This window comes from Chryseobacterium sp. C-71 (assembly GCF_020911865.1).
In the GTDB taxonomy this organism is placed as follows: Bacteria; Bacteroidota; Bacteroidia; order Flavobacteriales; family Weeksellaceae; genus Chryseobacterium.
The window spans coordinates 3823770-3848245 of the sequence record NZ_CP087131.1; the positions used below are offsets into that span (position 1 = coordinate 3823770).

The 24476-nt window shown below is 35.2% G+C and carries 23 protein-coding genes; 13 read left to right on the forward strand and 10 right to left on the reverse strand.

Translation table 11 applies throughout. From position 1 onward, the window contains the following. Positions 1 to 31: 31 nt before the first annotated feature. From LNP04_RS17740 to LNP04_RS17750, 3 genes are all read left to right on the forward strand, one after another. The gene (locus LNP04_RS17740; protein WP_229984207.1) at positions 32 to 592 is read left to right on the forward strand and encodes an AraC family transcriptional regulator; all 561 of its coding nucleotides are present in this window, start codon (positions 32 to 34) and stop codon (positions 590 to 592) included. 320 nt (positions 593 to 912) lie between these two features. Beyond that, a complete protein-coding gene (locus LNP04_RS17745) occupies positions 913 to 1557 on the forward strand; it encodes a DEAD/DEAH box helicase (RefSeq protein ID WP_229984208.1) in 645 nt (214 codons plus the stop codon). Between the two features lie 70 nt (positions 1558 to 1627). Beyond that, on the forward strand, positions 1628 to 1822 hold the full coding sequence (locus LNP04_RS17750) for a cold-shock protein (RefSeq protein WP_047445827.1): 195 nt from the start codon (positions 1628 to 1630) through the stop codon (positions 1820 to 1822). A 78-nt stretch (positions 1823 to 1900) separates the two neighbouring features. On the opposite strand, the gene LNP04_RS17755 is transcribed toward LNP04_RS17750, so the two are convergent. Both LNP04_RS17755 and LNP04_RS17760 read right to left on the reverse strand, forming a co-directional pair. Then, entirely contained in the window at positions 1901 to 2242 is a 342-nt protein-coding gene (locus tag LNP04_RS17755; RefSeq protein ID WP_229984209.1) for a nuclear transport factor 2 family protein, read from the reverse strand. 38 nt (positions 2243 to 2280) lie between these two features. After that, the gene (locus LNP04_RS17760) at positions 2281 to 4422 is read right to left on the reverse strand and encodes an ATP-binding protein (RefSeq protein ID WP_229984210.1); all 2142 of its coding nucleotides are present in this window, start codon (positions 4420 to 4422) and stop codon (positions 2281 to 2283) included. A gap of 308 nt (positions 4423 to 4730) precedes the next feature. Here LNP04_RS17760 and LNP04_RS17765 point away from each other — a divergent pair, with 308 nt between their 5' ends. Both LNP04_RS17765 and LNP04_RS17770 read left to right on the forward strand, forming a co-directional pair. Next, complete coding sequence (locus LNP04_RS17765) at positions 4731 to 6284, forward strand: PAS domain-containing sensor histidine kinase (protein WP_229984211.1); 1554 nt, start codon at positions 4731 to 4733, stop codon at positions 6282 to 6284. Beyond that, the gene (locus tag LNP04_RS17770; protein ID WP_229984212.1) at positions 6274 to 6675 is read left to right on the forward strand and encodes a response regulator; all 402 of its coding nucleotides are present in this window, start codon (positions 6274 to 6276) and stop codon (positions 6673 to 6675) included. Before LNP04_RS17765 ends, LNP04_RS17770 begins: the two co-directional genes overlap by 11 nt. Positions 6676 to 6723: 48 nt before the next feature. On the opposite strand, the gene LNP04_RS17775 is transcribed toward LNP04_RS17770, so the two are convergent. Then, the gene (locus LNP04_RS17775; protein WP_229984213.1) at positions 6724 to 7080 is read right to left on the reverse strand and encodes a hypothetical protein; all 357 of its coding nucleotides are present in this window, start codon (positions 7078 to 7080) and stop codon (positions 6724 to 6726) included. A 101-nt stretch (positions 7081 to 7181) separates the two neighbouring features. Between LNP04_RS17775 and LNP04_RS17780 the strand changes: the two genes are divergently transcribed. The 4 genes from LNP04_RS17780 to LNP04_RS17795 all read left to right on the forward strand — a co-directional run bounded on the left by LNP04_RS17780 (position 7182) and on the right by LNP04_RS17795 (position 10161). Continuing rightward, complete coding sequence (locus LNP04_RS17780; protein ID WP_229984214.1) at positions 7182 to 7454, forward strand: DUF1294 domain-containing protein; 273 nt, start codon at positions 7182 to 7184, stop codon at positions 7452 to 7454. Positions 7455 to 7589: 135 nt separating this feature from the next. Next, positions 7590 to 8138: a type 1 glutamine amidotransferase domain-containing protein gene (locus LNP04_RS17785; protein WP_229984215.1), complete on the forward strand. Its 549-nt coding sequence runs from the start codon at positions 7590 to 7592 to the stop codon at positions 8136 to 8138. Positions 8139 to 8385: 247 nt separating this feature from the next. Next, positions 8386 to 8769, forward strand: coding sequence for a hypothetical protein (locus LNP04_RS17790; protein ID WP_229984216.1), 384 nt, complete (start codon positions 8386 to 8388; stop codon positions 8767 to 8769). A 189-nt stretch (positions 8770 to 8958) separates the two neighbouring features. Next, on the forward strand, positions 8959 to 10161 hold the full coding sequence (locus LNP04_RS17795) for an IS256 family transposase (RefSeq protein ID WP_229982814.1): 1203 nt from the start codon (positions 8959 to 8961) through the stop codon (positions 10159 to 10161). A gap of 60 nt (positions 10162 to 10221) precedes the next feature. Here LNP04_RS17795 and LNP04_RS17800 read toward each other — a convergent pair whose 3' ends face one another. From LNP04_RS17800 to LNP04_RS17815, 4 genes are all read right to left on the reverse strand, one after another. Then, on the reverse strand, positions 10222 to 12483 hold the full coding sequence (locus LNP04_RS17800; protein ID WP_229984217.1) for a glycoside hydrolase family 3 C-terminal domain-containing protein: 2262 nt from the start codon (positions 12481 to 12483) through the stop codon (positions 10222 to 10224). A gap of 453 nt (positions 12484 to 12936) precedes the next feature. Beyond that, entirely contained in the window at positions 12937 to 13743 is an 807-nt protein-coding gene (gene metQ / locus LNP04_RS17805; protein WP_229984218.1) for a methionine ABC transporter substrate-binding lipoprotein MetQ, read from the reverse strand. A 180-nt stretch (positions 13744 to 13923) separates the two neighbouring features. Beyond that, a complete protein-coding gene (gene metI, locus LNP04_RS17810) occupies positions 13924 to 14580 on the reverse strand; it encodes a methionine ABC transporter permease MetI (RefSeq protein ID WP_229984219.1) in 657 nt (218 codons plus the stop codon). Further along, positions 14573 to 15601: a methionine ABC transporter ATP-binding protein gene (locus LNP04_RS17815; protein WP_229984220.1), complete on the reverse strand. Its 1029-nt coding sequence runs from the start codon at positions 15599 to 15601 to the stop codon at positions 14573 to 14575. Before LNP04_RS17815 ends, metI begins: the two co-directional genes overlap by 8 nt. 383 nt (positions 15602 to 15984) lie before the next feature. On the opposite strand from LNP04_RS17815, the gene LNP04_RS17820 reads away from it, so the two are divergent. The 3 genes from LNP04_RS17820 (at position 15985) to LNP04_RS17830 (ending at position 19775) form a co-directional block, all read left to right on the forward strand. After that, positions 15985 to 16716 carry a metallophosphoesterase gene (locus LNP04_RS17820; protein ID WP_229984221.1) on the forward strand — a complete coding sequence of 244 codons (732 nt, stop codon included), beginning with the start codon at positions 15985 to 15987 and terminating at the stop codon, positions 16714 to 16716. A gap of 135 nt (positions 16717 to 16851) precedes the next feature. Then, positions 16852 to 17406 carry a DUF2652 domain-containing protein gene (locus tag LNP04_RS17825; protein ID WP_229984222.1) on the forward strand — a complete coding sequence of 185 codons (555 nt, stop codon included), beginning with the start codon at positions 16852 to 16854 and terminating at the stop codon, positions 17404 to 17406. 245 nt (positions 17407 to 17651) lie between these two features. Beyond that, on the forward strand, positions 17652 to 19775 hold the full coding sequence (locus tag LNP04_RS17830) for a type IA DNA topoisomerase (RefSeq protein WP_229984223.1): 2124 nt from the start codon (positions 17652 to 17654) through the stop codon (positions 19773 to 19775). A 116-nt stretch (positions 19776 to 19891) separates the two neighbouring features. Here LNP04_RS17830 and LNP04_RS17835 read toward each other — a convergent pair whose 3' ends face one another. After that, positions 19892 to 21196 (reverse strand): helix-hairpin-helix domain-containing protein, encoded by a 1305-nt coding sequence (locus LNP04_RS17835; protein ID WP_229984224.1) that lies wholly within the window; start codon positions 21194 to 21196, stop codon positions 19892 to 19894. A gap of 477 nt (positions 21197 to 21673) precedes the next feature. Further along, positions 21674 to 22018, reverse strand: coding sequence for a MerR family transcriptional regulator (locus LNP04_RS17840; RefSeq protein ID WP_034757421.1), 345 nt, complete (start codon positions 22016 to 22018; stop codon positions 21674 to 21676). A 117-nt stretch (positions 22019 to 22135) separates the two neighbouring features. Here LNP04_RS17840 and LNP04_RS17845 point away from each other — a divergent pair, with 117 nt between their 5' ends. Then, positions 22136 to 23014: a helix-turn-helix transcriptional regulator gene (locus tag LNP04_RS17845; protein WP_229984225.1), complete on the forward strand. Its 879-nt coding sequence runs from the start codon at positions 22136 to 22138 to the stop codon at positions 23012 to 23014. Positions 23015 to 23017: 3 nt separating this feature from the next. On the opposite strand, the gene ccoG is transcribed toward LNP04_RS17845, so the two are convergent. Further along, positions 23018 to 24460 (reverse strand): cytochrome c oxidase accessory protein CcoG, encoded by a 1443-nt coding sequence (gene ccoG, locus LNP04_RS17850; protein ID WP_229984226.1) that lies wholly within the window; start codon positions 24458 to 24460, stop codon positions 23018 to 23020. Positions 24461 to 24476: the final 16 nt, after the last annotated feature.

Genomic DNA, 24476 nt, shown 5'->3' on the forward strand with positions numbered 1-24476 from the left:
ATTTATTCAGACTACCGAATGATACTAGTTTATGAGGATTTACATAAAATATATGGTCAGTCTGCGATGTAAAATGATGGTGCAGAAAGAAATCGAGCAGCTGGGCTTAAAGAATGCTGTTGTCAACCTTGGTACAGTTGATATTCCCGCTGGAATTACAAATGAGCAGCTGGAAGTTTTCAGAATAAAATTAGCGCATCTCGGACTTGAACTTTTAGACGACAAAAAAAGTATTTTAATTGAAAAAATTAAAAATACAATTACAGAAATGGTTCATAATGCCCATGAACAGCCAAAAGAAAATTACTCAGAATATTTAAGTGAAAAACTGGGTTACGATTACACTTATCTGTCAAATGTGTTTTCTGAAGTGAATGGTTATACGATACAACATTTTATCATCATCAATAAGATTGAAAAGGTAAAAGAATTGCTGTTATATAACGAACTAAACCTTACCGAAATTGCCTATAAACTCAATTACAGCAGTGTTTCGCATCTTTCTTATCAATTTAAAAAGATTACCGGTCTGTCGCCATCTTTCTACAAAAGTTTAAAGCAAAAAAGACTAAAAAATCTTGAAGATTTATAGGTAATGTGTGATTTATGTAAGTTTAATATTTATTTATGTAACCTTTGCATCTCATTATTGACCCATCTTTGTACTGTGAAATAAATACCATAAGACTGTTCTTCAAATAAAATGAAAGAAGTTTAAAGTAATTACAGCACATCAGAGTTATATATTACAGTAACTCAGTTATAAAGTTTATCCAGAAAATATTCTTCGAAAAGAAATTCCAGTTTCTATATTGAGTTCCCCAAAAATTATAATTCCCCAAAGAATACCATTAATAAAGTTTCCGAACGTTATTTTAACAAAGGAGAGCCGCAACTCGGCAATCAAATACTATGAGTTTTAAGAATTTAAACTTAATCAATCCCATCGTTCGTGCCGCTACAGAAGCAGGATGTCCGAAGCCTACAGAATTGCAGACTAGAATTATTCCGCAAATCTTAAATGGTAAAGATGTTTTATGCATAATTCCCCGCGGAACAGAAAGGATGACTTCTTTTACAATGCCGGTTCTACAGGCACTGAAAAAGAACAATCCGGATCATAATGACACGAGGGTTTTGGTTCTGACGCCTACTAAAGAAACGGTGTTAGAGATTGAGAAAAATTTTGAAATTTATACCAAATATTTGCCTTTATCACAGCTTTCTGTGTATGAAGGGATTTCAAACGGAACACAGTTATCTTCCTTGAGAAGAAGATTAGATGTATTGATTGCGACTCCTGAAAAATTAATGGAACTTGATGATCAGAGGCACATCAGCCTTTCGAAGATAGAAGTTCTGATTATAGATGATATCGAAATTTTATTGAAGGACAAGAGCAATGAGCTTAAAAAACTGATCAGTAAACTTCCGATAAAAAGACAAAATATTCTTTTTTCATCGATTATCTCGGCAGAAGTCACTACCTTCGCAGACAAGATTATAGATGGAGGAGTACAGATTAAGAGAACAACCGTCTATTCAGCTGTTTCTTGAAATAATAAAAGTAAAAGTTTAATCTTAGAATTAGACACCCAATAATAAAACAATTTTTAATACCAATACAATGCAACAAGGCACAGTAAAATTTTTTAACGAAACAAAAGGTTTCGGATTTATTTCTCCAGCAGAAGGAGGACAAGACATTTTTGTACATTCTTCAGGATTGAACACTAAAATGATTCGTGAGAATGATAAAGTAGTTTTCGACGTAGAAAAAAGCGAAAAAGGATTAAATGCAGTTAACGTAAGACTTGCATAATCGATATATATCGTAAAAGAAAAGCTGCTTCGCAAGAGGCAGCTTTTTTTATGCTTAAATTGTAAGAGGCTTTAGATTTTAATTTTCAATAACGAAAGCAGTCAGCTCATCCATTTTATTGTTTTTAAATCTCCAGACGTCGCAGTAAGAATATTCTACTGTTTTTCCGTCCCCGTTTTTCATGCTTATTTTTCCGACAGCAGTTACAAAATCGTTCTCAGCAATGAGATGGTCAACCATGAATTTTGGAGGTTCTGAGTAAGCTTTTCTCATATATTCACGAACTTTATTTTTACCGTTAAGAATCTGATCACCTACGAAAGTCCATTTTGTATCTTCTGTGCAGAATGATAAAAATCCTTCGTAATCGCCTTCTGTAATCAACGAATTGGCTTTTTGCAGTATTTCTTTATTATTCATTACTTTAGGGTTATAAATGTGTAATAAACTTTTTAAAACTAATTTGCAGTAACATTCATTGGCAAAGTAAACCAAAAGCTGCTTCCTTCTCCCAAAACACTATCCACACCTATTTCTCCGCCATGACGCTTGATGATTTCTGCAGAAATATACAAACCCAATCCCAGGCCAGAGTAGGTTTTACCTTTATGGTTGGCTCTGTAGTATCTGTCAAACAATAAGGGCTGAATTTCGGGGTCGATACCGTCGCCATGATCCTTTACTGTTATTTTTACACAGTCTTCCAGTTGATTTACAATAAGATGAATCTCTTTTGATAGAGGCGCATATTTTACAGCGTTATTTACAAAATTCACGACCACTTGGTCAATTCGCTGCTCGTCTGCGAAAATAGTTGCATCAAGGTCACCTTTTACAATTAAATGATGTTTTCCGGTAATTCTAATGTCGTCACAACACGTTCCGAGCATTTCTGAAACGGTAAATACTTCTTTTGTCAGTTCTAGATTACCACCACTCAACCGTTTGATATTTAATAAATCATCTACAAGAGTGCTTAGTTTATCTAAACTCCTTGATGACTGATCGATTAATTTAGGAACCATCTCATGAGTAGGCTTATCTTTTAGTCTCATAAGAAGCTGGATGCTTGCTTTTAAACTTGTAATAGGTGTTTTGAGTTCGTGGCTTGCAATAGAAAGGAAGTCGTCTTTTTGAGCTTCATAATTCTTTCTTTTTGTAATATCAACGGTTACGCCAATCATATTGGTGGCAGTCCCAGTTTCATCAAAGCTTAAAATACCGGATGCGTTGATCCAGTGTAGTGATTCATCTGGCCATCTAACCAGATATTCTGCATTAAAGGGTGAATGATTTTCTATCGACTGATTTATTTTTTCTTTCAGATTATCTCGATATTCGGGAAGAATAATTTGCATCAGATTATCAAAATCAAATGTATAATCACTAGGCAAACCATAATTTGCTTTGCATTGAGATGAAGAATTTATTTTTCCAGTGATTAAATCTAAATTATAAGAACCCAGCTGACCTGCATACAAAGCAATTTCAAGCTGCTGATTAAGTTCTTCTAGTTCATATTTTTTATTGATACGCTCTGTCACTTCATTAGCGATGACAATGATAGCAACAGTTTTATCATCTTCATCTTTCAAAGGTTCATAGATGAAATCAAAATAGCATTCCTTTAAAACTCCGTCAGATTCTAATTTTACGGGTGCTGTGTCACCGATATAGGAGTTACCAGAAGTGAAAACATCTGCAAGAATATCCAGATAGGGTTGTTCTTTCAGTTTAGGTAAAGCCTCTGCCAACGGTTGACCGATTATTTTCTGGTCTTTACCCCAAATTTTGAGAATCATATCATTGGCAACCTCAATTTTAAGTTCACTTCCTGCTAAAATCCCAAAAGCCACAGGTGCTTTACTGATGAATGATTTCAGACGAAGTTCACTGGTCTGAAGATTCTTATTAAGCTGAACAGTAAGATCATATGATTTGCTTACGTTTTCATTGGCGGTGTTCAGTTCTTCATTGGTGGCTTCCATTTCTTCGTTGATGGCAGCGAGTTCTTCAACGGCTGATTCCAGATCAAGCTGAATACTGTTGAGTCTGAGATTTGATTTTTGTAACTCATCAATTGTATCTAAGGATGATCTTCTAAGCTCAATCTGATCCATTGCAACTTTGGCAAGATCTTCGAGAATCTTTCTGTCTGCCAGACTAAATTCTCTTGTTTTCTGATCAATAACACAAAGGGTTCCTATCAAAAATCCGTCATGGGTAATCAGCGGAGCGCCTGCATAAAATCTTAAACCAAAATCTCCTATAACGTTCGGGTTTGCCATGAGGCAAGGTTCTTTCAATGCATCTTCGAAAACGGTTACTTCTTTATCCAAAACTGCCAATGCACAGAGACTTTTTCCCCTGTTGGCTTCTTTGGCTTTTCCCATTCCTATATTTGCTTTAAAAAATACAGATTCTGCATCTACCAAAGAAAGGAGGGAAATAGGTACATTGAATATTTGTGTCGCCAGTCTGGCGATTCCGTCGAAACTTTCTTCTGAAGGAGAATCAGTAATTCTGTAGCGTTTTAGGGCTTCAAGGCGGTCTGCCTCATTTTCGGGCACGATGTTTATGCCAAAGGTATTCTCAATCATTCTGACCGTATTACAGTTGGAGTAAAGGTAAATCTTAAATTACCAATAACCAAGACTTTATTTTAAGCTGTTTTTTTATGTTAAATTTAGAATGATGATCGATACTCAATTTTTCATCTATTAAATCCATTTTTTTTAATTAAATGATAATTCTATTTAATAATCATTTAAATTAAAGCAAATTTGAAATTTTGAAAATCTTTTATGCTATGGGCATAGTATTTGGTTTATGAAATTATCTGAAGATAAGAATGATGAATATTTTAACTTTCTTATTTTGGAAATAGTGTTAATAAAATAGCTAAGAATTGGAAACATCACATAACGCCCGCCCCGATCATCGGAGTAACTTAGGGACTCATCTTGATCTTTATCTTAAAGCACTCAATTCTGCCAATTCGGGTATTATCATTACTGACAATATGCAACCAGACAATCCGATTATCTATTGCAATAAAGCATTTGAAACGATTAGCGGTTACAGACATAACGAAATCATCGGTCACAACTGTCGGTTTCTGCAATTACAAGACAGAATGCAGCCTGAAAGAAATGAGCTTAGAGAAGCTATAAAAAATGGAAAAGAATGCAGAGTTGAAATCAGAAATTACAGGAAAAACGGTAAATTATTCTGGAATGAATTGTTTGTCTCCCCGGTTAAAAATGACAAAGATGAAATTACACATTTCATAGGAGTTCAAAATGACATTACCGACCGTAAAAAAGCTGAACATGAACTGAGAGAAGAAAAAGCTTCGGTAGAAAGAAAAATTATGGACAGAACGAAAGAGCTGGTTGATAATGAAATTTTTCTTTCAAGTATTATCCAGACAGTCAGAGAGAGCTTATTGGTTCTAGATGCAAATTACAAGGTTCTAAGTGCCAACAGTCATTTTTTACATACCTTTAAAGTAACTTCAGAAGATACGGTAGGAGTATTATTATTTGAGCTCGGAAACCACCAATGGGATATCGATCCGCTTAGAGAACTTTTACTAAAAATATTACCAACAAACAATCCTGTGATTGATTTTGAAGTAGAGCACGATTTCCCGCATATTGGTAAAAAGATTATGCTGCTGAATGCCTATCGAATAGAGTTTGAGGGTCAGTATAAAGACAGAATTCTGATTGCCATCGAAGATATTACAGAAAAAAGAGAAACAGATCGCCGCAAAGACGATTTTCTTTCTATCGCAAGCCATGAACTAAAGACTCCTTTAACTACTATTAAAGGTCTTGTGCAGCTTCTTCAAAGAATGCCACCTGAAGGTTCATCAGATAAATACATATCAACACTTGATAAAGTGGGAACTTATGTAGACAGGCTCAATAATTTGATTACAGAACTTTTAGATACCTCAAAAATACAGTCAGGGAATATAGAACTACACAATGAGCCATTTGATGTTAATAAAACCATTCAGGATACAGTAGAAAATTTGTCTTTCGCAACTCCGGATTATAATATTATCTTGTCTGGCAATGCGGAAGCCGTAATTTTAGGTGACGAACTTCAAATTTCGCAGGTGATAAATAATTTAATTTCCAATGCGATTAAATATTCTCCGGGTTCTGATAAAATTGAAGTTTATTTAAATAAAGTCGGAGATTTTGTGAAAATATCTGTCACTGATTACGGAATGGGAATCAGTCCGCAGGATAAAGCCAAAATTTTTGAGAGATTCTTCAGAGCTAGAGATATACAGAAAAAATTTCCAGGTTTAGGAATTGGTCTTTATATTTCTCACGAAATTATTGCCAATCACAAAGGAACGCTTTGGGTAGAAAGTGAAATAGGTAAAGGATCAACTTTTAGCTTTACATTACCAATCATGAAAGATGAAAATAATGAACAATAAAAAAATAATGGTCTGTGATGATGACCAAGGAATATTGGATGTTCTGCAAATGTTGCTGGAGTCTGAAGGGTATGAGGTTTTCACTGAAATCAACAGTACAAATCTGATTAAAGAGATAAAAACTGAACTTCCGGATTTGCTTTTATTGGATCTCTGGATGCCTGTTTTATCAGGAGATCAGGTTCTAAAAGCCATCAGAGCAACAGAAGAATTTGAGCATCTGCCGGTGATTGTACTTTCTGCAAGCGTAGACGGCAGCAGTATTGCCGGTAATGCGGGGGCTACAGATTTTGTTCCGAAACCTTTTGATATGGATGATCTTATTGCTAAGATTAGAGGGTTGCTGCCTTACTCGGATGAGGTTGATACGAAACTGGATTTGACTATATAATTATTTTTTTTATCATTTGACATGAAATCATTGTGAATATACAAACCATCAATTCAAAAACTCACTCGTATTAATCCTCATACAATATTCGCTCCCAAGATAAAGCGGATCACCATGCTTTTCAGACCAAAAACCATCCAAAATATCTTTTGATAGACAACGGTAAACAGCAGTTCCTTTGTAGATTTTCTGATCTTGACCTTCATACTGAAAGTTGATTACTAAAATCTGATCTTTAAAGAAACCTGTACCATTTTGTTCGTGTTCACCGATCATCCATTGAGCAATGATTCGGTTGTTTTCATCAAGAGAAAGAGTCAGTATTCCGTGATAGGAAATATGATCCGATTCTTCTTGATTACTCCCCTGAATAGAGTAGCTGCCTGCCAAATCCTGTACTGTCATTGATTTAATTTTTATGGATAACAAATGTAGAAACTTTTATACTGTTGAAATTATAATTTCGATTGCTTTCTGATATTTATTTTTGTTTTAGATTTGCGGTAATGTTCTACCTACTTTTAATAATCAATCTGATCACTTTCATAACCTTTGCCTTTGATAAATGGAAAGCGACCCAGCACAGAAGAAGAATATCAGAATTTTCTTTGCTAACCTTAACGTTTATTGGAGGGACAGTGGGAGCAGTCGTTGCAATGCTGGTTTTCAGACATAAGGTTTCAAAGAAAAGCTTTTTGCTAAAACTGTGCGGAATTATTGTACTGCAGATTATTATTTTTATTGGATACCGGAACTGGGGTGTGGGAAGTTTTGAGTAGATTGAAAATCAGGAAGCTGACAACCAAAAACTGACAACCAACAACGAATTTAACACTTTTTAAATACCACATCACCAAGTCACGGCATTATATTTTCTTAGTCATTAGCATATAACACCAAAAAAATAAAATAATATGTCAAAGAAAATTGCAATCTTAGCAACACACGGATTTGAAGAAAGCGAATTAAAATCTCCCAAAGAACATTTAGAACAACAGGGTTGGACAGCACACATCGTAAGTCCAAAGGCTGGAACCATCAAAGCATGGGCAGAAAAAGATTGGGGACAAGAATACAACGTCGACAAAACTTTAGATGAGGTTTCTGCCTCAGAATATGACGCCTTGGTACTTCCGGGAGGAGTTATCAATCCGGATCAGTTAAGAACAAACGAAAAAGCTTTGTCTTTTGTTCAGGATTTTTTCAAACAACACAAACCGGTCGCTGCCATCTGTCACGGGCCGCAAATTTTGATTAATGCAGGTGCTGTTGAAGGCAGAAATCTAACTTCTGTAGATTCCATTAGTATCGACCTTAAAAATGCAGGCGCACAATGGGAAGACAGTGAAGTAGTGGTAGACAATGGTTTGGTTACAAGCCGTACTCCCGAAGATCTTCCTGCCTTTAACGCAAAAATGGTGGAAGAAATTAATGAAGGGCAGCATGAAGATCAGAATTTGTAATATTTTCTAGGTTCTTTTGCCTTGATGCAAAATGAATAAGACGTAAAATAATCTCAGCAAAATAAAATAAAGACGGAAAGCTTCTGATAAAATTTAAAGTTTTATTAGGAGCTTTTCCCGCTTTCCACTATATATTTTGTTCCGCTTTGCTGCACAAAAGGATGCCGTTTCAATCGGGGCTAGGATTTTCGTTGTTCATTAAATATTTTAGAATATATTTACAACTGTTTAAGTTTTAAAAAGAACCATGAAAAAAGTAACAGTTAATTTAATCATTGGAGCCGGATTAGTTTTAGGAACGGCAGCCTTATTTGGACAAAAATCTTTAAACACAATTACTCTAATTCATTTAATTGAAAAAAACGAAGGAACTGGTGTTGAAGGCACATGGAAAATCTATAAAATAGATGGAAAAGTTGTTAAGAATGAACTAACAAAAACATTTGCAGCCAACGGAGTATTGACTACTAAAATGTACAACGGTACTAAAAAGACAAAATGGAAGATCGAAGATGGAAAGCTTTGTGTAAATGAAGTTGGTGATGAGTTCCAATGTTGCGAATATAAAGTAACAAAAACTACCCTTACATACACTATTGAAGGGATGGAGTTAAGTTTCATTCGTAAATGATAAATTCTGCTAAACAAATTTTAAAATAAAAATCCCCGACACTTACTAAGTAACGGGGATTTGCTGTTAATATGGGTAGTATCTCACTAACTGTGTAAGTTAAAAAGTTATTCTGTAAAATTTTGAGCCCTTATAGCTCAAAAAATTTTACGGAAATAACTTTTTATTATTTTTAACCATTACATAGTTATGATCGACAAAGAAGATTTACTAAACAATAAGGATTTCTACAAATCCTTTAAGAACGGGGAAGATTTAACCTCATTCTTTAAAGAGCTGCACAAAAAAGCAGTAGAACATATGTTGGATGCTGAACTTGACAGCCATCTGGATAATTCAAAACACGAAAAAACCATTAATGGAAACTATCGGAACGGACACGCAACCAAGAGGATAAAGTCCTCATTCGGCGAATCAGAAATAAAAGTTCCCAGAGATAGGGAAGGCAGTTTTGAACCAGCATTAGTTCCAAAGAGACACAATATCATCGATGGTTTGGAGAACATTATCATCTCATTTTATGCTAAAGGGATGAGTGTAAGTGATATTGAAGAGCAAATCAAAGAAATGTATGATTTTGACGTTTCGACTTCCACCATCTCACGAATCACCAATGCTGTTGCCAGCGAAGTGGTTGCCTGGCAGAACCGACCATTGGATGAAGTATATCTGATTGTCTGGATGGACGGGATTGTTTTCAAGGTTCGTGAAAACTCCAAGGTCATCAACAAAACCATTTATTTAGCCGTAGGACTCAATCGTGAAGGTAAAAAAGAAGTTCTCGGGATGTGGCTCGGAAAGAACGAAAGCTCCAGCTTTTGGATGAATGTTCTGACCGATTTAAAAGCTCGTGGCGTAGAAGATATTCTCATCACTGCTACCGATAATCTGAATGGATTTACCCAGACCATTCGCTCGGTTTTTCCGCAATCTCAAACCCAAATCTGCGTAGTTCACCAAATTAGAAATGCATGTAAATATGTTGTCTGGAAAGATAGGAAAGAATTTTCTGCAGATATGAAACACATTTATACTGCCCCCACAAAAGAAGCGGCAAAAGCAGCTTTGGACGACTTTGCAACCAAATGGGAAAGTAAATATCTCTATGCAATACAATCCTGGAGAACTCATTGGGACGAATTAACCGTCTTTTTTGAGTTTCCAATCGAGATTAGAAAAATAATTTACACGACCAATTTAATTGAAAATCTAAACGGGAAAATCCGAAAATACACCAAAAACAAAATGTCTTTCCCTACAGATGATGCAGTTATAAAATCTGTTTATTTAGCATTGAAAGAAGCAACTAAAAAATGGACCATGCCCATCCAAAATTGGGGATTGATTTTAAACCAATTTATGCTTATTTTTGAAAATAGGCTCAGATTATAAATCTAAGCCCTAACTTTTTAATTTACACACTTAATGGGACAGTGTCTTAATATGATTAAATTATTGTAGGGTAAATTTAACTTTCGTTTTAATAGCATCAGAAGAATTTCCGATTTGTGCTTCAAAATCTCCGGGTTCTGCAACCCAGTCGTGTTTTTGTACATCAAAATAGCTTAACGCCGATTTGTCGATTGTGAAAGTCACTTCTTTTTGTTCACCAGGATTTAAAAATACTTTTTCAAAACCTTTCAACTCCTTTGCAGGACGTTCAACAGATGATTTTACGTCGGTGATGTATAGCTGAGCCACTTCAGCTCCTGCTTTTTTACCTGTGTTTTTTACAGTAACCGTGAACGTGATTTTATCGTCCTGATTCATCGTTGATTTGTCTGCTTTTGCTTTTCCGAACTCAAAAGTGGTGTAGCTTAAACCATGACCGAAGCTGAATAATGGTTTGATCTTTTTCGTGTCATGCCAACGGTAACCCACGAAAATTCCTTCGTTATATTTGATGTTGATCGGGTTTTTCTGATCTTTACCTTTTCCGGCTGCCAATTCTTCTTTATTTCCGGGATATTCTCCCATTGTATGAGCTGAGTTGTCCTCCAGCTTTACAGGAAATGTAAATGGAAGTTTTCCTGAAGGATTCGCATCACCCGATAAAACAGAAGCGATAGAATTTCCGGCTTCAGAACCTAAGTACCAGCCTTGAACGATAGAAGGAACTTCTTTAATCCACGGCATGGCTACTGCATTTCCGCTTACTAAAACTACAGTGAAATTCTTATTTGCTTTTGCTAAAGCGGAAATCACGTTGTCCTGATTATACGGAAGTCCGTAACTTTTTCTGTCATTTCCTTCACTGTCCTGAAAGTCAGATTTGTTTAATCCGCCTACGAAAATCACATAATCTGATTTTTTAGCGAGTTCAACCGCTTCATTCAGTAATTCTTCTGGTGAACGGCTGTCTTTCAAATCCTGACCAGACTTTACACCATTGTATTCACCTCCAACATCTCCAACATAACCTCTTGCAAACTGTACATCAGAGTTTTTTCCAAATTTAGCTTTGATTCCGTCTAAAGGTAAAGTTTCATATTTTACTTTTAAAGAAGATGAACCACCGCCGACAGTCATTACCTTGATAGCATTTTCACCGATAACGGCAATTTTTTTAGCTTTATTGATGTCTATAGGAAGTACGTTTCCTTGATTTTTCAACAAAACAATTCCTTCTTCACCGATTTCTTTTGCAACAGCTTTATGTTCGTCAGAAGCAATGTTTCCAAAAGGTTTTTTGGTGTTCATCGTGGTTTTATAAGCTAAACGTAAAAGTCTTGTCACCTTATCGTCAAGCTCTGCAGTTCCTACTTTTCCTGATTTAATTAAATCTAAATAGGGTTTTGCTAAATAATAATTATCATAAGCATTTCTTGTTCCGGCAGAAAGTCCGTTTGTCCAGCTTCCGAATTCTACGTCTAATCCGTTGTGAATTGCCTGTTCGGTATTGTTTACTGCACCCCAATCAGAAACCACCACGCCTTTGTATTTCCATTCTCCTTTAAGAATATCATTTAAAAGATATTTGTTCTGGCTCGCGTACTGATTTTTGTACATGTCATAAGCGCCCATAATCGTCCAAGAATCTCCCTCAGTCACCGCTGCTTTAAAGGGCGGAAGGTAAATTTCATACAAAGCTCTGTCATCCACAATTACGTTGCTCGTATGACGGAACATTTCCTGATTGTTTAAGGCAAAATGTTTCACAGAAGTGGCCACTCCGTTAGACTGCACTCCCTGAATGTACGGAACGACCATTTTGGAAGTCAGATAAGGATCTTCACCCATGTATTCGAAGTTTCTTCCGTTCAAAGGTGTTCTGTAAATGTTAACTCCGGGTCCTAAAAGGATGTCTTTCTTTCTGTATCTTGCTTCTTCACCTAATGCTTTACCGTAGTTCCATGACATTTTTTTGTTCCATGTTGCGGATAAAGCTGTTAGAGCAGGGTAGGCGATAATGGAGTCGTTGGTCCATCCGGCCTGATCCCATTCATCCCACATTACTTCTGGGCGAACTCCATGCGGACCGTCGGTTGTCCAGAATTCAGGAATTCCCAATCTTGGAACTCCTGGCGAACTGAACTTTGATTGTGCATGAAGCATGGCCACTTTTTCTTCAAGTGTCATTCTGGAAAGCGCATCCTGAATTCGCTGTTCAACAGGTTTAGATTCGTCTAAGTAAACAGGCGTTGTATTGGTTTGAGCCATTGCAGAAGCAGATATTAGCGTAAACAAACTTAAGAGTACAGTTTTCTTCAACATAAAAAACTTTTTATTTGATTACTTACAAAAGTAGGTAAAATAATTATTATCTCAAATTGAGAAAATAAGTTTTTGGAAAAATGGTTATTTTTAACCAATACACTGTGATTAATTGTAGAGTTAATTTTAAATATTTAAAAGTTTAAAATGTGAAAAATTCATCTCGCAGATAATACAGATTTAGCAGATTAATAAAAGCATAAAATAAAATCTGCTTAATTAGCTTAATCAGCGAGATAAATTTTTAATTATTTAGTGAAATAAAAATAATTTTAAAATAAAAACATCGCTTCGAAGGCAAAGGTTTTTCCGAAACGATGTTATAATAATAGTATCTTTTGCGAGTTCAGAGTTTAAAATTTAGAGGTGTTTAACTATCTCGTCTTTTTGCTTTCGCAAAAATCCACTCCTTTAGAGAAGGGGAATTTAAAAACCATCAACCAACAACCAAAACTACCATCCTTTTACAGCACCACCTTTAAAAATTTCTTCAGCTTTGTCTTCCACTTCTTTAGACTGATATGCTTTTAAAAAGTTCTTCACTTTTTCATCATTTTTATTGTCTTCTCGTGAAACCACAACATTCATATAAGGAGAATCTTTGTCTTCTTTAAAAATTCCGTTTTTGTTGGCGTCTAATCCGGCTTGTGCTGCAAAATTATTGTTAATGATAGCGATTACGACTTCTTTATCATCCAGAACCCTTGGAAGTTGAGGTGCTTCTATTTCGAGAATCTTCAGCTGCTTTGGGTTTTCAGTAATGTCGGTTACTTTAGGCAATAATCCGATTCCGTCTTTTAATTTTAACAATCCATTTTTCTGTAAAAGAAGAAGAGAACGACCGCCGTTGGTTGGGTCATTGGGAATCACAATCGTGCTTCCATTTTGTAATTCAGAGATGCTTTTTATCTTTTTTGAATAGGCAACAATCGGATAAACAAATGTGTTTCCGATTACAGCTAATTTATAACCTCGCTGTTTCGACTGTTCGTTAAGATAAGGAACGTGTTGAAAAGCGTTGGCATCGATGTCACCATTATTCAAAGCCTCGTTGGGAACTACATAATCGTTGAATGAAACCAGTTCCACCTCAAGATTATATTTTTCTTTGGCTACTTTTTTGGCAGTTTCTGCAATCTCTTGTTCAGGACCGGAAGTTATCCCGACTTTAATGAAATTAGGATCATCTTTTTTTGGAGAATTACACGCTCCGAATAAGAGCAATCCAGCTGCTAAACTTAGAATTTTTATTTTTTTCATTGTAAATTATTTTTTATTTTAAAAGTTGGGTGTTGGATGATGGGAGCTGGATGTTTATTCAGTAATATTGAATAATGAGAAATTATAAATTAGATATCTCTCTATTTTTGAAATTTTATAAATCTGTTCTCGTTGCTACAAACTCTAAAACTCTAAAACTCTAAAACACTCCCACTCAACTCAACGATGATCAAACCTCTTCGCTAAGCGGTCGCCCGAAAACTGAATGATAAACACCAAAGCTACCAGCAAGCCAAGCACAAGATTCATAATCAAAGCGTCATAGCCAATATATCCGTACTGATACCCGATTTGTCCCAATCCACCGGCTCCGACAGCTCCACCCATTGCGGAATATCCGACCAAAGTGATGAGAGTGATCGTCGCATTATTAATGAGTGAAGGCAAAGCTTCTGGCAACAGTACTTTTTTGATAATTTGAAACGGTGTTGCTCCTAATGCTCTCGCAGTTTCAATCAAACCATTTGGAATTTCCAAAAGACTGTTTTCAACTAATCTTGCAATAAACGGTGCAGCACCAATACTTAAAGGAACCAATGCTGCATTCATTCCGATGGAAGTTCCTACCAGAGATCTTGTGAAAGGAATCATCCAGACAATCAGAATAATAAAAGGAATCGACCTGAAAATATTAATCAAAACCGACAGGATTCTATTGTAAATTGTATTTTCTAAAAGCTGCCCTTTTCGGGTGACAAAAAGTAGAATTCCAACAGGAAGACCAAGCACGAAACCGAAAAATCCTGATACAAAAGTCATATAAACGGTTTCCCAGACTCCTTTTGAAAGAAGTGAAAGTACAGTGTCACTAAGCATAACCTTTTAAAGTATTTTGAATGTTATTCTGATTAAAATAATAGATGGCTTTTTGGTTTTCTTCGCTTTCACCTTTCAGGTGCAGGAGAAGTTTCCCAAAATTGGAATCTCCCAAATATTCTACATCAGCTTTCAGAAGTTTGTATGGAATTTTATATTGATCGTAAATGATTGAAAGCAGTTCTTCAACGCTTATTTTTTCGTTTAATTCGATTTCAACCAAAGGAAAAAGTCCGGCTTGCGGCTCTTTCTGTAGTTTTTTGTTGAGTTCTTGCGGTATAGTCATAACACCTGAGTTTAAAAATTGTTTTATGATGGGATTTTCTTTGTTAGAAATAATTTCGCTCAAAGTCCCTTTTGTTACTAATTGTCCTTTATCGATTACGGCAACGTGGTTACAGATCGCTTTGATGACTTCCATTTCGTGAGTGATCAATAAAATCGTGATCCCCAAACGGTGGTTGATGTCTCTCAACAACTGCAAAATAGATTCCGTGGTTGCCGGATCGAGCGCGCTTGTCGCTTCGTCGCAGAGTAGGAGATAAGGATCATTGGCTAAAGCTCTCGCAATGGCAACCCTTTGTTTTTGTCCACCAGATAAACTTTTAGGATAATCATGAGCTTTATCTTCCAAACCGACGATTTTTAAAAGTTCGCTGACCTTTTCACGGATTTTGTCTTTACTTAAATTGTCCAATTCCAGAGGAAGTGCGATATTTTCAAAAACTGTTCTCGATGAAAGCAGATTGAAATGTTGGAAAATCATTCCGATTTTTTTACGCTCTTTTGCGAGTTGTCTTGATTTTAATTTGGTGAAATCGGTTCCGTTGATGATGATTTGTCCGTTATCAGGTCTTTCCAAAAGATTGACGGTGCGGATTAATGTGCTTTTTCCGGCTCCCGAAAATCCGATGATTCCTACGATATCGCCTTTCTCAATGCTGAGATTGACATCATCTAAAGCTTTAAAAGACTGTTTTTTCTGATGAAAAGTCTTTGTTATGTTTTTGATTTCTATCATTTTTTGAATTGTTATTAAATAAAAAAGGCTTTACAACGTGGTAAAGCCTTTAAAAATATGTCATAATAAAAGTAAGGTCATCCACTAAAATTCACATATAAAGGCATACAGCATTGCATCATCATACTATTGATGTTGATCATTTTCATTGAATTGTATCTGAATTTTGTTTTCATTTTCATTTCCAAACCTGATTACGGGTGCAAATATAAAACATATATTTTTATTAGTCTACTAAAAAAGTAGACTTTATTTAGTTTGAATTTTATTCTTTAGTTTAATGTTCTTTAAATCATGTTGTTATGTTTTAGTTTTGTTATGCTGATTTTAATCATGTTTACTTTTAAAATTGTTTTTCTGCAGAAAAATACTATTTTAGGTTTATGAAAATTCAAATCATCAGCGATTTGCATCAGGAATTCGGCTCTTCTGATTTATCTTTTGATAACGCAGATGTTGTCGTATTGGCAGGAGACGTCAATCTAGGAACAAAGGGAATTGAGTGGATTAAAACTAAAATTCCTGACAAGCCCGTAATTTACGTTCTTGGAAATCATGAATATTACAAAGGTTCTTATCCGAAAACTTTAAATAAAATAAAAGAAGCTGCAAAAGATTCTAATGTCTCAGTTCTGGAAGATTCTTTTGTAAATATTGAAGATGTAAGATTTCACGGAGCAACTTTGTGGACAGATTTTTCGATTTTTGGTGACCCTCGATTTTATGGAATGACCTGTCAGTATGTGATGAATGATTATAAGAAAATCACTCGTGATCCATCCTATTCAAAGATGAGAAGTATTGATACTTTCAAAATTCATCAATTCTCAAGACATTGGCTCAAAGAAAGTCTGGAAAATTCTCAAGGAATGAAAAATATTGTTGTTACGCATCATGCACCAAGTCTGCAATCTGTTCCTGAACATTTTAAAAATGATCCGGTCACCTCGGCGTATGCTTCCAACTTGGAGGATTTTATTAAAAACATCAGCCGATGTATTGGGTTCACGGACATATTCATACGCCAACAAGATATAAAATTGGTGAAACAGAAATTATCTGCAATCCGCATGGCTATATTACAGAAAAGTATAACGGCTATGATAAAGAGTTGATTATAGAAATTTAATGCTGTTACCATTTCATATAATTTTAAAGTTTTAAAAAATGTACATGATTTTTCAAAATCCCGTAAAGTAAAAGTCTTACTTCTTCGTCTCTTTCAGCAAAGGTTTAAAACCATGAAAACTATGAAGAATACAAACATTCAAGACGGAATTATTCTGATTCCTGATTTCAGTGGATTCACTGAATTTGTGTTCAATACAAAACTTTATACCGGCGAATATATTGTAAGACAACTACTTTCTATTTTGATTGATGTAAACAATCAGTATTTTGATATTTCTGAAATTGAGGGCGATGCGATTTTGTTCTATAAATACGATCAAAAACCTTCCTACCAAAAAGTTTCAAAGATGCTTCGAAATATGAGAAATGCTTTCAATATGAAAATTCTGGAACTGAGCGAAATGTTGAATACCACCATCGAATTATCATTAAAATTTATCGTCCACTACGGAAAATTTACACAATACAACATCGGAAGTTTCAAAAAACTATACGGAAAACCGATTGTGGAAGCCCATCAAATGTTGAAAAATGATTTGGCTGAGCAACCTTCTTATGCTTTGTACAGTCATTCTTTTTTGGAGAATTCTCAGAAAGACGAAGCTGATTCAAATAAAGAACCGATGCATGTGTCAGAAGTTGGCGCGATTCAATATTTTGGAAGTGTAGATTAGCAATTTATTATTAATTCTTTGTTATCTGCTATTGTTAACGTCTGGAGAAATTCGGATGTTTTTGTCTTATTAAATTGTCATTCTGAACGAAATGAAATGGAGTGAAGAATCTTTTTTTCATTGAAGATATTCTTTCTTCTTCAGAATGATAATACTAAATTTGATTATCAGTTTTAGTATTAACTAAATTGAAATTCCAAAAAAAATACCGACTTTTGCACCCCTTTCAATAATTCCGAATATTCATGAAACTTTGTATTGCCGAAAAACCCAGCGTTGCCAGAGATATTGCCAAAGTATTGGGCGCAACCATGCCTAAACAGGGCTATATGGAAGGAAACGGCTACTGTGTGACATGGACTTTCGGACATCTTTGTACCCTCAAAGAACCTCACGATTACGGTCCGCAATACAAATCATGGAATTTGTTTTTGCTGCCGATTATTCCCAACAATTTCGGAATCAAATTAATTCCGAATCAAGGGGTTGAAAATCAGTTTAAAGTCATCGAAAGATTAGTCGCCGAATGTGATGAGGTCATTAATTGCGGGGATGCGGGGCAGGAGGGAGAACTCATTCAGCGTTGGGTTTTGCAGAAAGCAAAATGTGACAAACCTGTACAGCGTTTGTGGATTTCATCCTTGACGGAAGAAGCAATTAAAGAAGGTTTTCAGAAATTAAAACCAGCCGAAGACTATAAAAATCTATATCTCGCAGGAAATGCAAGAGCGATAGGAGATTGGTTGTTGGGAATCAATGCTACAAGACTTTTTACCAAGAAATTTGGCGGAAACAAAGCAGTTTTATCCATTGGAAGAGTGCAGACTCCGACTTTGGCAATGCTCGTTCAGCGTCAGAAAGAAATTGATGCGTTCTCCACCGAAGAATATTGGGAACTGAAAACCAAATACCGTGACGTTATTTTCAATGCGGCAATCGACCGTTTAAAAACATTAGACCGTGCCGAAAAAGGGTTGGAATATTTAAAGGTCAATCCCTTTGAAATTCTTTCATTTGAAATTAAAGAAGGAAAAGAAAAAAATCCAAGACTGTTTGACTTGACCGGACTTCAGGTGGAAGCCAATAAAAAGTTTGGTTATTCTGCAGACAGTACTTTAAAATATATTCAAAGTCTTTACGAGAAAAAGCACGTCACTTATCCGCGTGTTGATACGACGTATTTATCCGAAAGTTTATATCCGAAAATTGGAGGAATTCTTCAAAGTATGGTTATTTACAAAGATTTAATTTCGCCTTTGCTGGAACAGCCGATTCCAAAATCGAAAGCAGTTTTTGATGATGCGAAAGTAACCGATCACCATGCGATTATTCCGACTGAAATTCCGCCGACTCAGAATTTAACGAGAGAAGAAAAACTGATTTATGATTTAATTGCGAAGCGTTTTATCGCCGTATTTTATCCTGAATGTAAAATTTCTAACACTTTGGTGGAAGCTCAGGTAGCAACGATTCCGTTTAAAACAAGTGGAAGACAAATTCTTGAACCAGGTTGGAGAACTGTTTATGCAAAAGACGCCAAAGATGAACCGACCGATAAAGAAAAAGATAAGGACGAAGAACAGACGATTCCTGAATTTAAAGTTGGAGAAACCGGACCGCACGAACCGATGATTCATCAGGGAAAAACTTCGCCTCCAAAAGCTTATACTGAAGCAACTTTACTTCGAGCTATGGAAACTGCCGGAAAACAGGTCGACGATGAAGAACTTCGTGAAATGTTGAAAAACAACGGTATCGGAAGACCTTCAACCCGTGCGAATATTATCGAAACACTTTTTAAGCGAAAATATATTGAAAGGAAAAAGAAAAACTTAGTTGCGACTTCGACAGGAATTCAGCTGATCGATACGATTGAAGATGAATTATTGAAAAGCCCCGAATTAACAGGGGAGTGGGAATTGAAGCTTCGTAAAATCGAGAGTGGTGAATATGAAGCCAATCAATTCAAAGATGAGTTGATTCAAATGATCAGAGAACTCACCAAAAAAGTCGTTGACGGAAAAGCGAAAGCTTTCACCTTGCATGAAGAAAAAGAAGAGGTTAAAGAAAAGAAAAAACGTGAACCTGCCGTAAAAAAAGAATTACAGTCCTGGGAAGAAACGAAATGCCCAAAATGCAAAGCGCACCATCTGATGAAAGGAAAAACCGCAGTCGGATGTTCTGATTTTAAAAACTGCGGCTTTAAAGTTTCATTTGATATTTTTGGCAAAAAGCTTTCTGATAAACAATTAATTGATTTAGTTTTAAAAGGAAAAACTTCAAAATTAAAAGGTTTCACTACTCATCCGGAAAGTTTAAGTGAAGGAATTGTCTCACTTTCGTCTGAATTTGTGACGGTTTTGCAATAAGTAAGGCTGGAAGATGGAGGTTTGAAGCCGGAAGTTTATGTAGCCATCAATCAGACTTTGTTCAAGTAGTAAAAGCCTTTTTTGCTACGTTTGGTAAACATCCATCTTCCATCATCCTACTTCAAATAAAGCCTCATTCTGGCTTCATATTCCGGTTTGGTTTTCAAGAATTTCCAAATTTTCTTATCATCGGGATTACTGATTCTGTAAAAAATAATTTTATCAGCAGAATATTTAAAATAGGGATGATTCTTCAACCATTCTTCAGGAGCATCTACCAAAGTATAACGTTCAACTTTTGAATTATCGAGTGGAGCAATACTGAGTAACTTTTGAAGTAATTCTTTGTCAATATTATACGTCTCTAAAATCTGTTCTTTAGTCATAAATCCACCCAATTTCTTTCTGAAACCAATCATCGAGCCTGCACTTTTTTCATCCAAACCAAATTCTAATAACTGTTTGAATGTAATAGAATTCATATCTGTTTTTGAGAAATCTGTTTTTTCCTGCTTAAATTCTGGCTTTTTATCGGTGGAATTTTTTGCCATTGTGGAAGCATTTAGCTTGATGTAAGGTTTTAATTCTTCAAACTTTTCTGCTGAAATGACAAAACAGTTTTTAATATCATCTAAAGTTTTAAAACTGCCTTTAAGATTTCTGTCACGATAATTCACAATCACATTCGCCTGTTTTTCAGAAAATCCTAGAGCCATCCAACCGTTCACATCCAAAGTATTTGGGTCGAAAGAAGTTTGCGGAGTTTTAGATTTAAATGAATTAGATTTTCCTGCATAAGCATTGAAATTGGCTGGAGTTTTTGAAGGTAAAATCAAATACGGCTCAAGCTTAGCATAATTTTCTTCGTTGATAATAAAGCATTCTTTAAACTTTTCTTTGCTCACGAAACTTCCGCCCAAGTAACTTTTGTATTTCAAAATAGCAGCAGCTTGTTTCTCAGAAAATCCTATATTTTCCCAATCAGTTTGTGAAAGGTGATCAGGATTAAATTTCCTTGTAATGTTTAAAGATTTCTTTTCAAAACTTTTAAAGTTTGAATTTCCTTTGGCTTCAGAATTAGTTTCAGGAAGTAAAATGAATGCTTCAAGCTGGGTGAATTTTTCCTCAGAAATCGCATAACATTTTTTCAACTGTTCTTTAGAAAGAAAATTTCCTCCAACAATTTTCTTGTATTTTAGAATTGTAGCAGTTTGCTTATCAGAAAATCCAAGCTTTTGCCATTGATTTTCATCCAATTCATTTGGATCGAACTCAGAAAAAGATTCTACGGGTAAGCTTTTAGAGATAAAGGTAACTTCAGGAAAAGGTTCATCAGTTTTCTCGGTGTATTTTTGAAAGGCAAGTAGCGTTAGTAAGAGCATTCCAAGAAATGCCATCTGCCGGTAGTAATTTTTTTTCATTCGTTTATTTTATGTTTTATTTAGTGAGATATTGAAAATTGGAGCAATTTCATCGTCAGACGAAATATCTCAAAAGTGAAATATCTTACAATAAAGTTAAGAATTTATTTAATTCAAAACTAAATTCAAATAAAAATTTATTTAAACAATGTTTGGTAGTCAGTTGTTTTATTGTGAAATTGTGTTTTTTTTGAAAAGGAAATTGTTCAAGACTTTTTGATAATCTATTTTGCATTTCTATAGTTCTAGAAATTCAGAATTGATACTAAAGTTAAATTTACGAAATGAAAACTTAAGATTTTGTCCTGTATTTAGTGATTATTTGTACCATAGAACCTAAAAAAAGTCCAATCAGTGCACTTCTCAGAAACAAATTAACTTTAAAAATAAAACTAATGATGATAAGGCATAATAAAATCCCAGCAATCATCATTAAATACTTTTGGCTTGTAATTTTAATCATTCGAAATTATATTTTTATTCAGAATCTTTTTCTACCAATGAGTCTTTCAGCTTCAGCAATTCAGCTTTTACAAATTCCAGTCGGTCAATTAAAGTAACTGTCTCAGAGATTTTTGAGTTGGTGGTCAGCGCAATTCTCGCTCCGTCAAGCGTATAACCTTTTTCTTTCACCAAGTGATAGATGATTTTCAGGTTTTTGATGTCTTCCGGAGTGAAATATCGGTTTCCTTTCTTGTTTTTTTTGGGTTTGATGATTGGGAATTCCTGTTCCCAATATCTTATCAATGAAGCGTTTACGTCGAATGCTTTAGCAACTTCTCCTATCGAATAATACAGTTTGTCGGGTAAATTTGTCTTCATTGTAGATGATCCTGAAAATTCAAAGATAAATATTTTTTAAGCTCGGGTACAAATACACGTTGTAAAATGTTCAGGTTAAATGTATTTTTGTCTTCTTTCACACTTAATAAAATCAGGATGAATTCTATCTCGGTATTGCAAATCAATCTTTTTCAGTCAGAGAAAAACGCTCCGGATTTTTATTTTAATACTTTAAAAAATCACTTGGTTTCGAGCCATAAGCATATTGAGAAGCCGCACCGTCATGATTTCTATGTCACTGTTATTTTTACCAGAGGGCTGGGAATTCATGAAATAGATTTTCAAAAATATGATGTTTCTGAAGGGAGTTTGTTTTTTCTTTCTCCGGGGCAAGTGCACAGCTGGGAACTTTCTGCGGATACTGATGGCTATATTTTCTTTTTTTCTCAGCCATATTATGAGATGCATTATGTGAATCAAAAACTGAAAAACTTTCCATTTTTCAATTCTCCGAGCTTTCCGAGAAAACTTCAGATTCAATCGGAAGAATTGGAGGGAATAATTCACCTTTTTAAAGCAATTGAAAATGAGCATCTGTCTCAAAATGTGATGAAACATAGCTTCATTCTTTCATTGATTACCCAAATTTACATTCATTCGGTGAGAGGTTTTTCTAGAAATGAGAATGAAATTTCTGCTGTCGGTATTTCTTCTTTTAAACATTATCAGGATTTTGAAAATTTATTGGAAGAGTTTTTCGTTTCACAAAAATCTATTTCTTATTATGCTTCCATGATGAATATTTCTCCGAAACATCTCAACAGAATTACGCAGACCGTCATGCAAAAAACGGCTTCGGAGATTATTACTGAAAGAGTAATTTTAGAAGCCAAAAGAATGCTTATTTATCTTGATGAAAGTCTTGTGGAAATCGCTTTCAGATTAGGTTACGAAGAGTATTCTTATTTCGCAAGAGTGTTCCGCAAAAATTCAGGAATTACCCCTTCTCAATTCGTTAAAAATCATAAAAATTAAGCTTTATAATAAAAGTTTAAACGGTCCTTCAAACGTCGTTTCGAAAGTATCTAAAATTTCTCCTTTATCGTCTAATACAGCAATGGTAATGTTTTGTTTAGAAAATTTGACATCTTTTTCAGGAAAAGAAATGCTGATAGAACCTTTCAAAATTTCATCGCCTTTTAAAATAATTTTGCTTGAACCTGACGAAATAACTTCGGCATTATCGGGATAAAGTACTTTTATTGAAACTACTTTTTTCTCATTGGTTTTATTCAGAAAAGTATACGTGAAATTGTTGATGATTTTTCCGTCCCGCACAAAAAATGTTGATCCTGCAGGTTTGATAAATTTAGCTTCCATAGAACCTCGGTCGTAAATCAAAAATCCTAGAAGACCAATAAGTAATCCCAGAAAAACTGTTGTCACAACGATCCTGGAAGTTATCCCAATTTTTTTTCCACTTTCAATTTCTGCTTCTGTGGCATAACGCACCAATCCTGTTGGTAAACCTACTTTTGTCATTACTTCGTCACAAGCGTCGATGCAGGCTGTACAATTGATGCATTCTAATTGCTGGCCGTTTCGGATGTCAATTCCTGTAGGGCAAACCACCACACATTGTCCGCAGTCGATACAATCGCCTTTTGAATAGGCCTTTCTGTCTTCGCCATTTCTCCATTTTGCCCGGTTTTCTCCTCTCTTAGTATCGTAATAGACATTGATGGTTTGTTTATCGATCAATACACCCTGAAGTCGTCCGTACGGACAAACCAATGTGCAGACCTGCTCACGAAGCCATGCAAAAACGAAATAGAAAGCCAATGAGAATGACAACATTGATGTGAAATGTAAAGGGTGTTCTAAAGGGCCTTCTGCAATGATTCTGAACATATTTTCATATCCTATGATATACATAAACATGAAATGCGCAATGACCAGTGAAATCATAAAGAAAACAGACCATTTTAAAACCCTTTTTTGGATCTTTTCAGAATCCCAGTTTTGTCTGTCGAGCTTCATTTGTTTGTTTCGGTCGCCTTCAATCAGATACTCAATTTTACGGAAAACCATTTCCATAAAAATAGTTTGCGGACACAGCCATCCACAAAATATTCTTCCGAAAACTACCGTGAAAATCATTACAAAAATAACCGAAATTACTGCTCCCAAAGCTAAAATAAAGAAGTCCTGAAGGTAAAAAGGCATACCGACAATGAAGAATTTTCTGTCAAGAAGATTGATGAGAAGAAACGGATTATTGTTAATCTTTAAAAACGGAATTCCAAAAAATAATGCCAATAAAACATAACTTGTATAATCTCTGTAATTGGTAAATTTACCTTTTGGCTTTCTTGGGAAGACCCATTTTCGTTTTCCGGTATCGTCCATTGTTCCTACCGAATCTCTGAATGCCTCGCCATCACTTCCCGGAATTTTTATATTGCCCTGCTGAATACTCATCTTTGAATTTTATTTA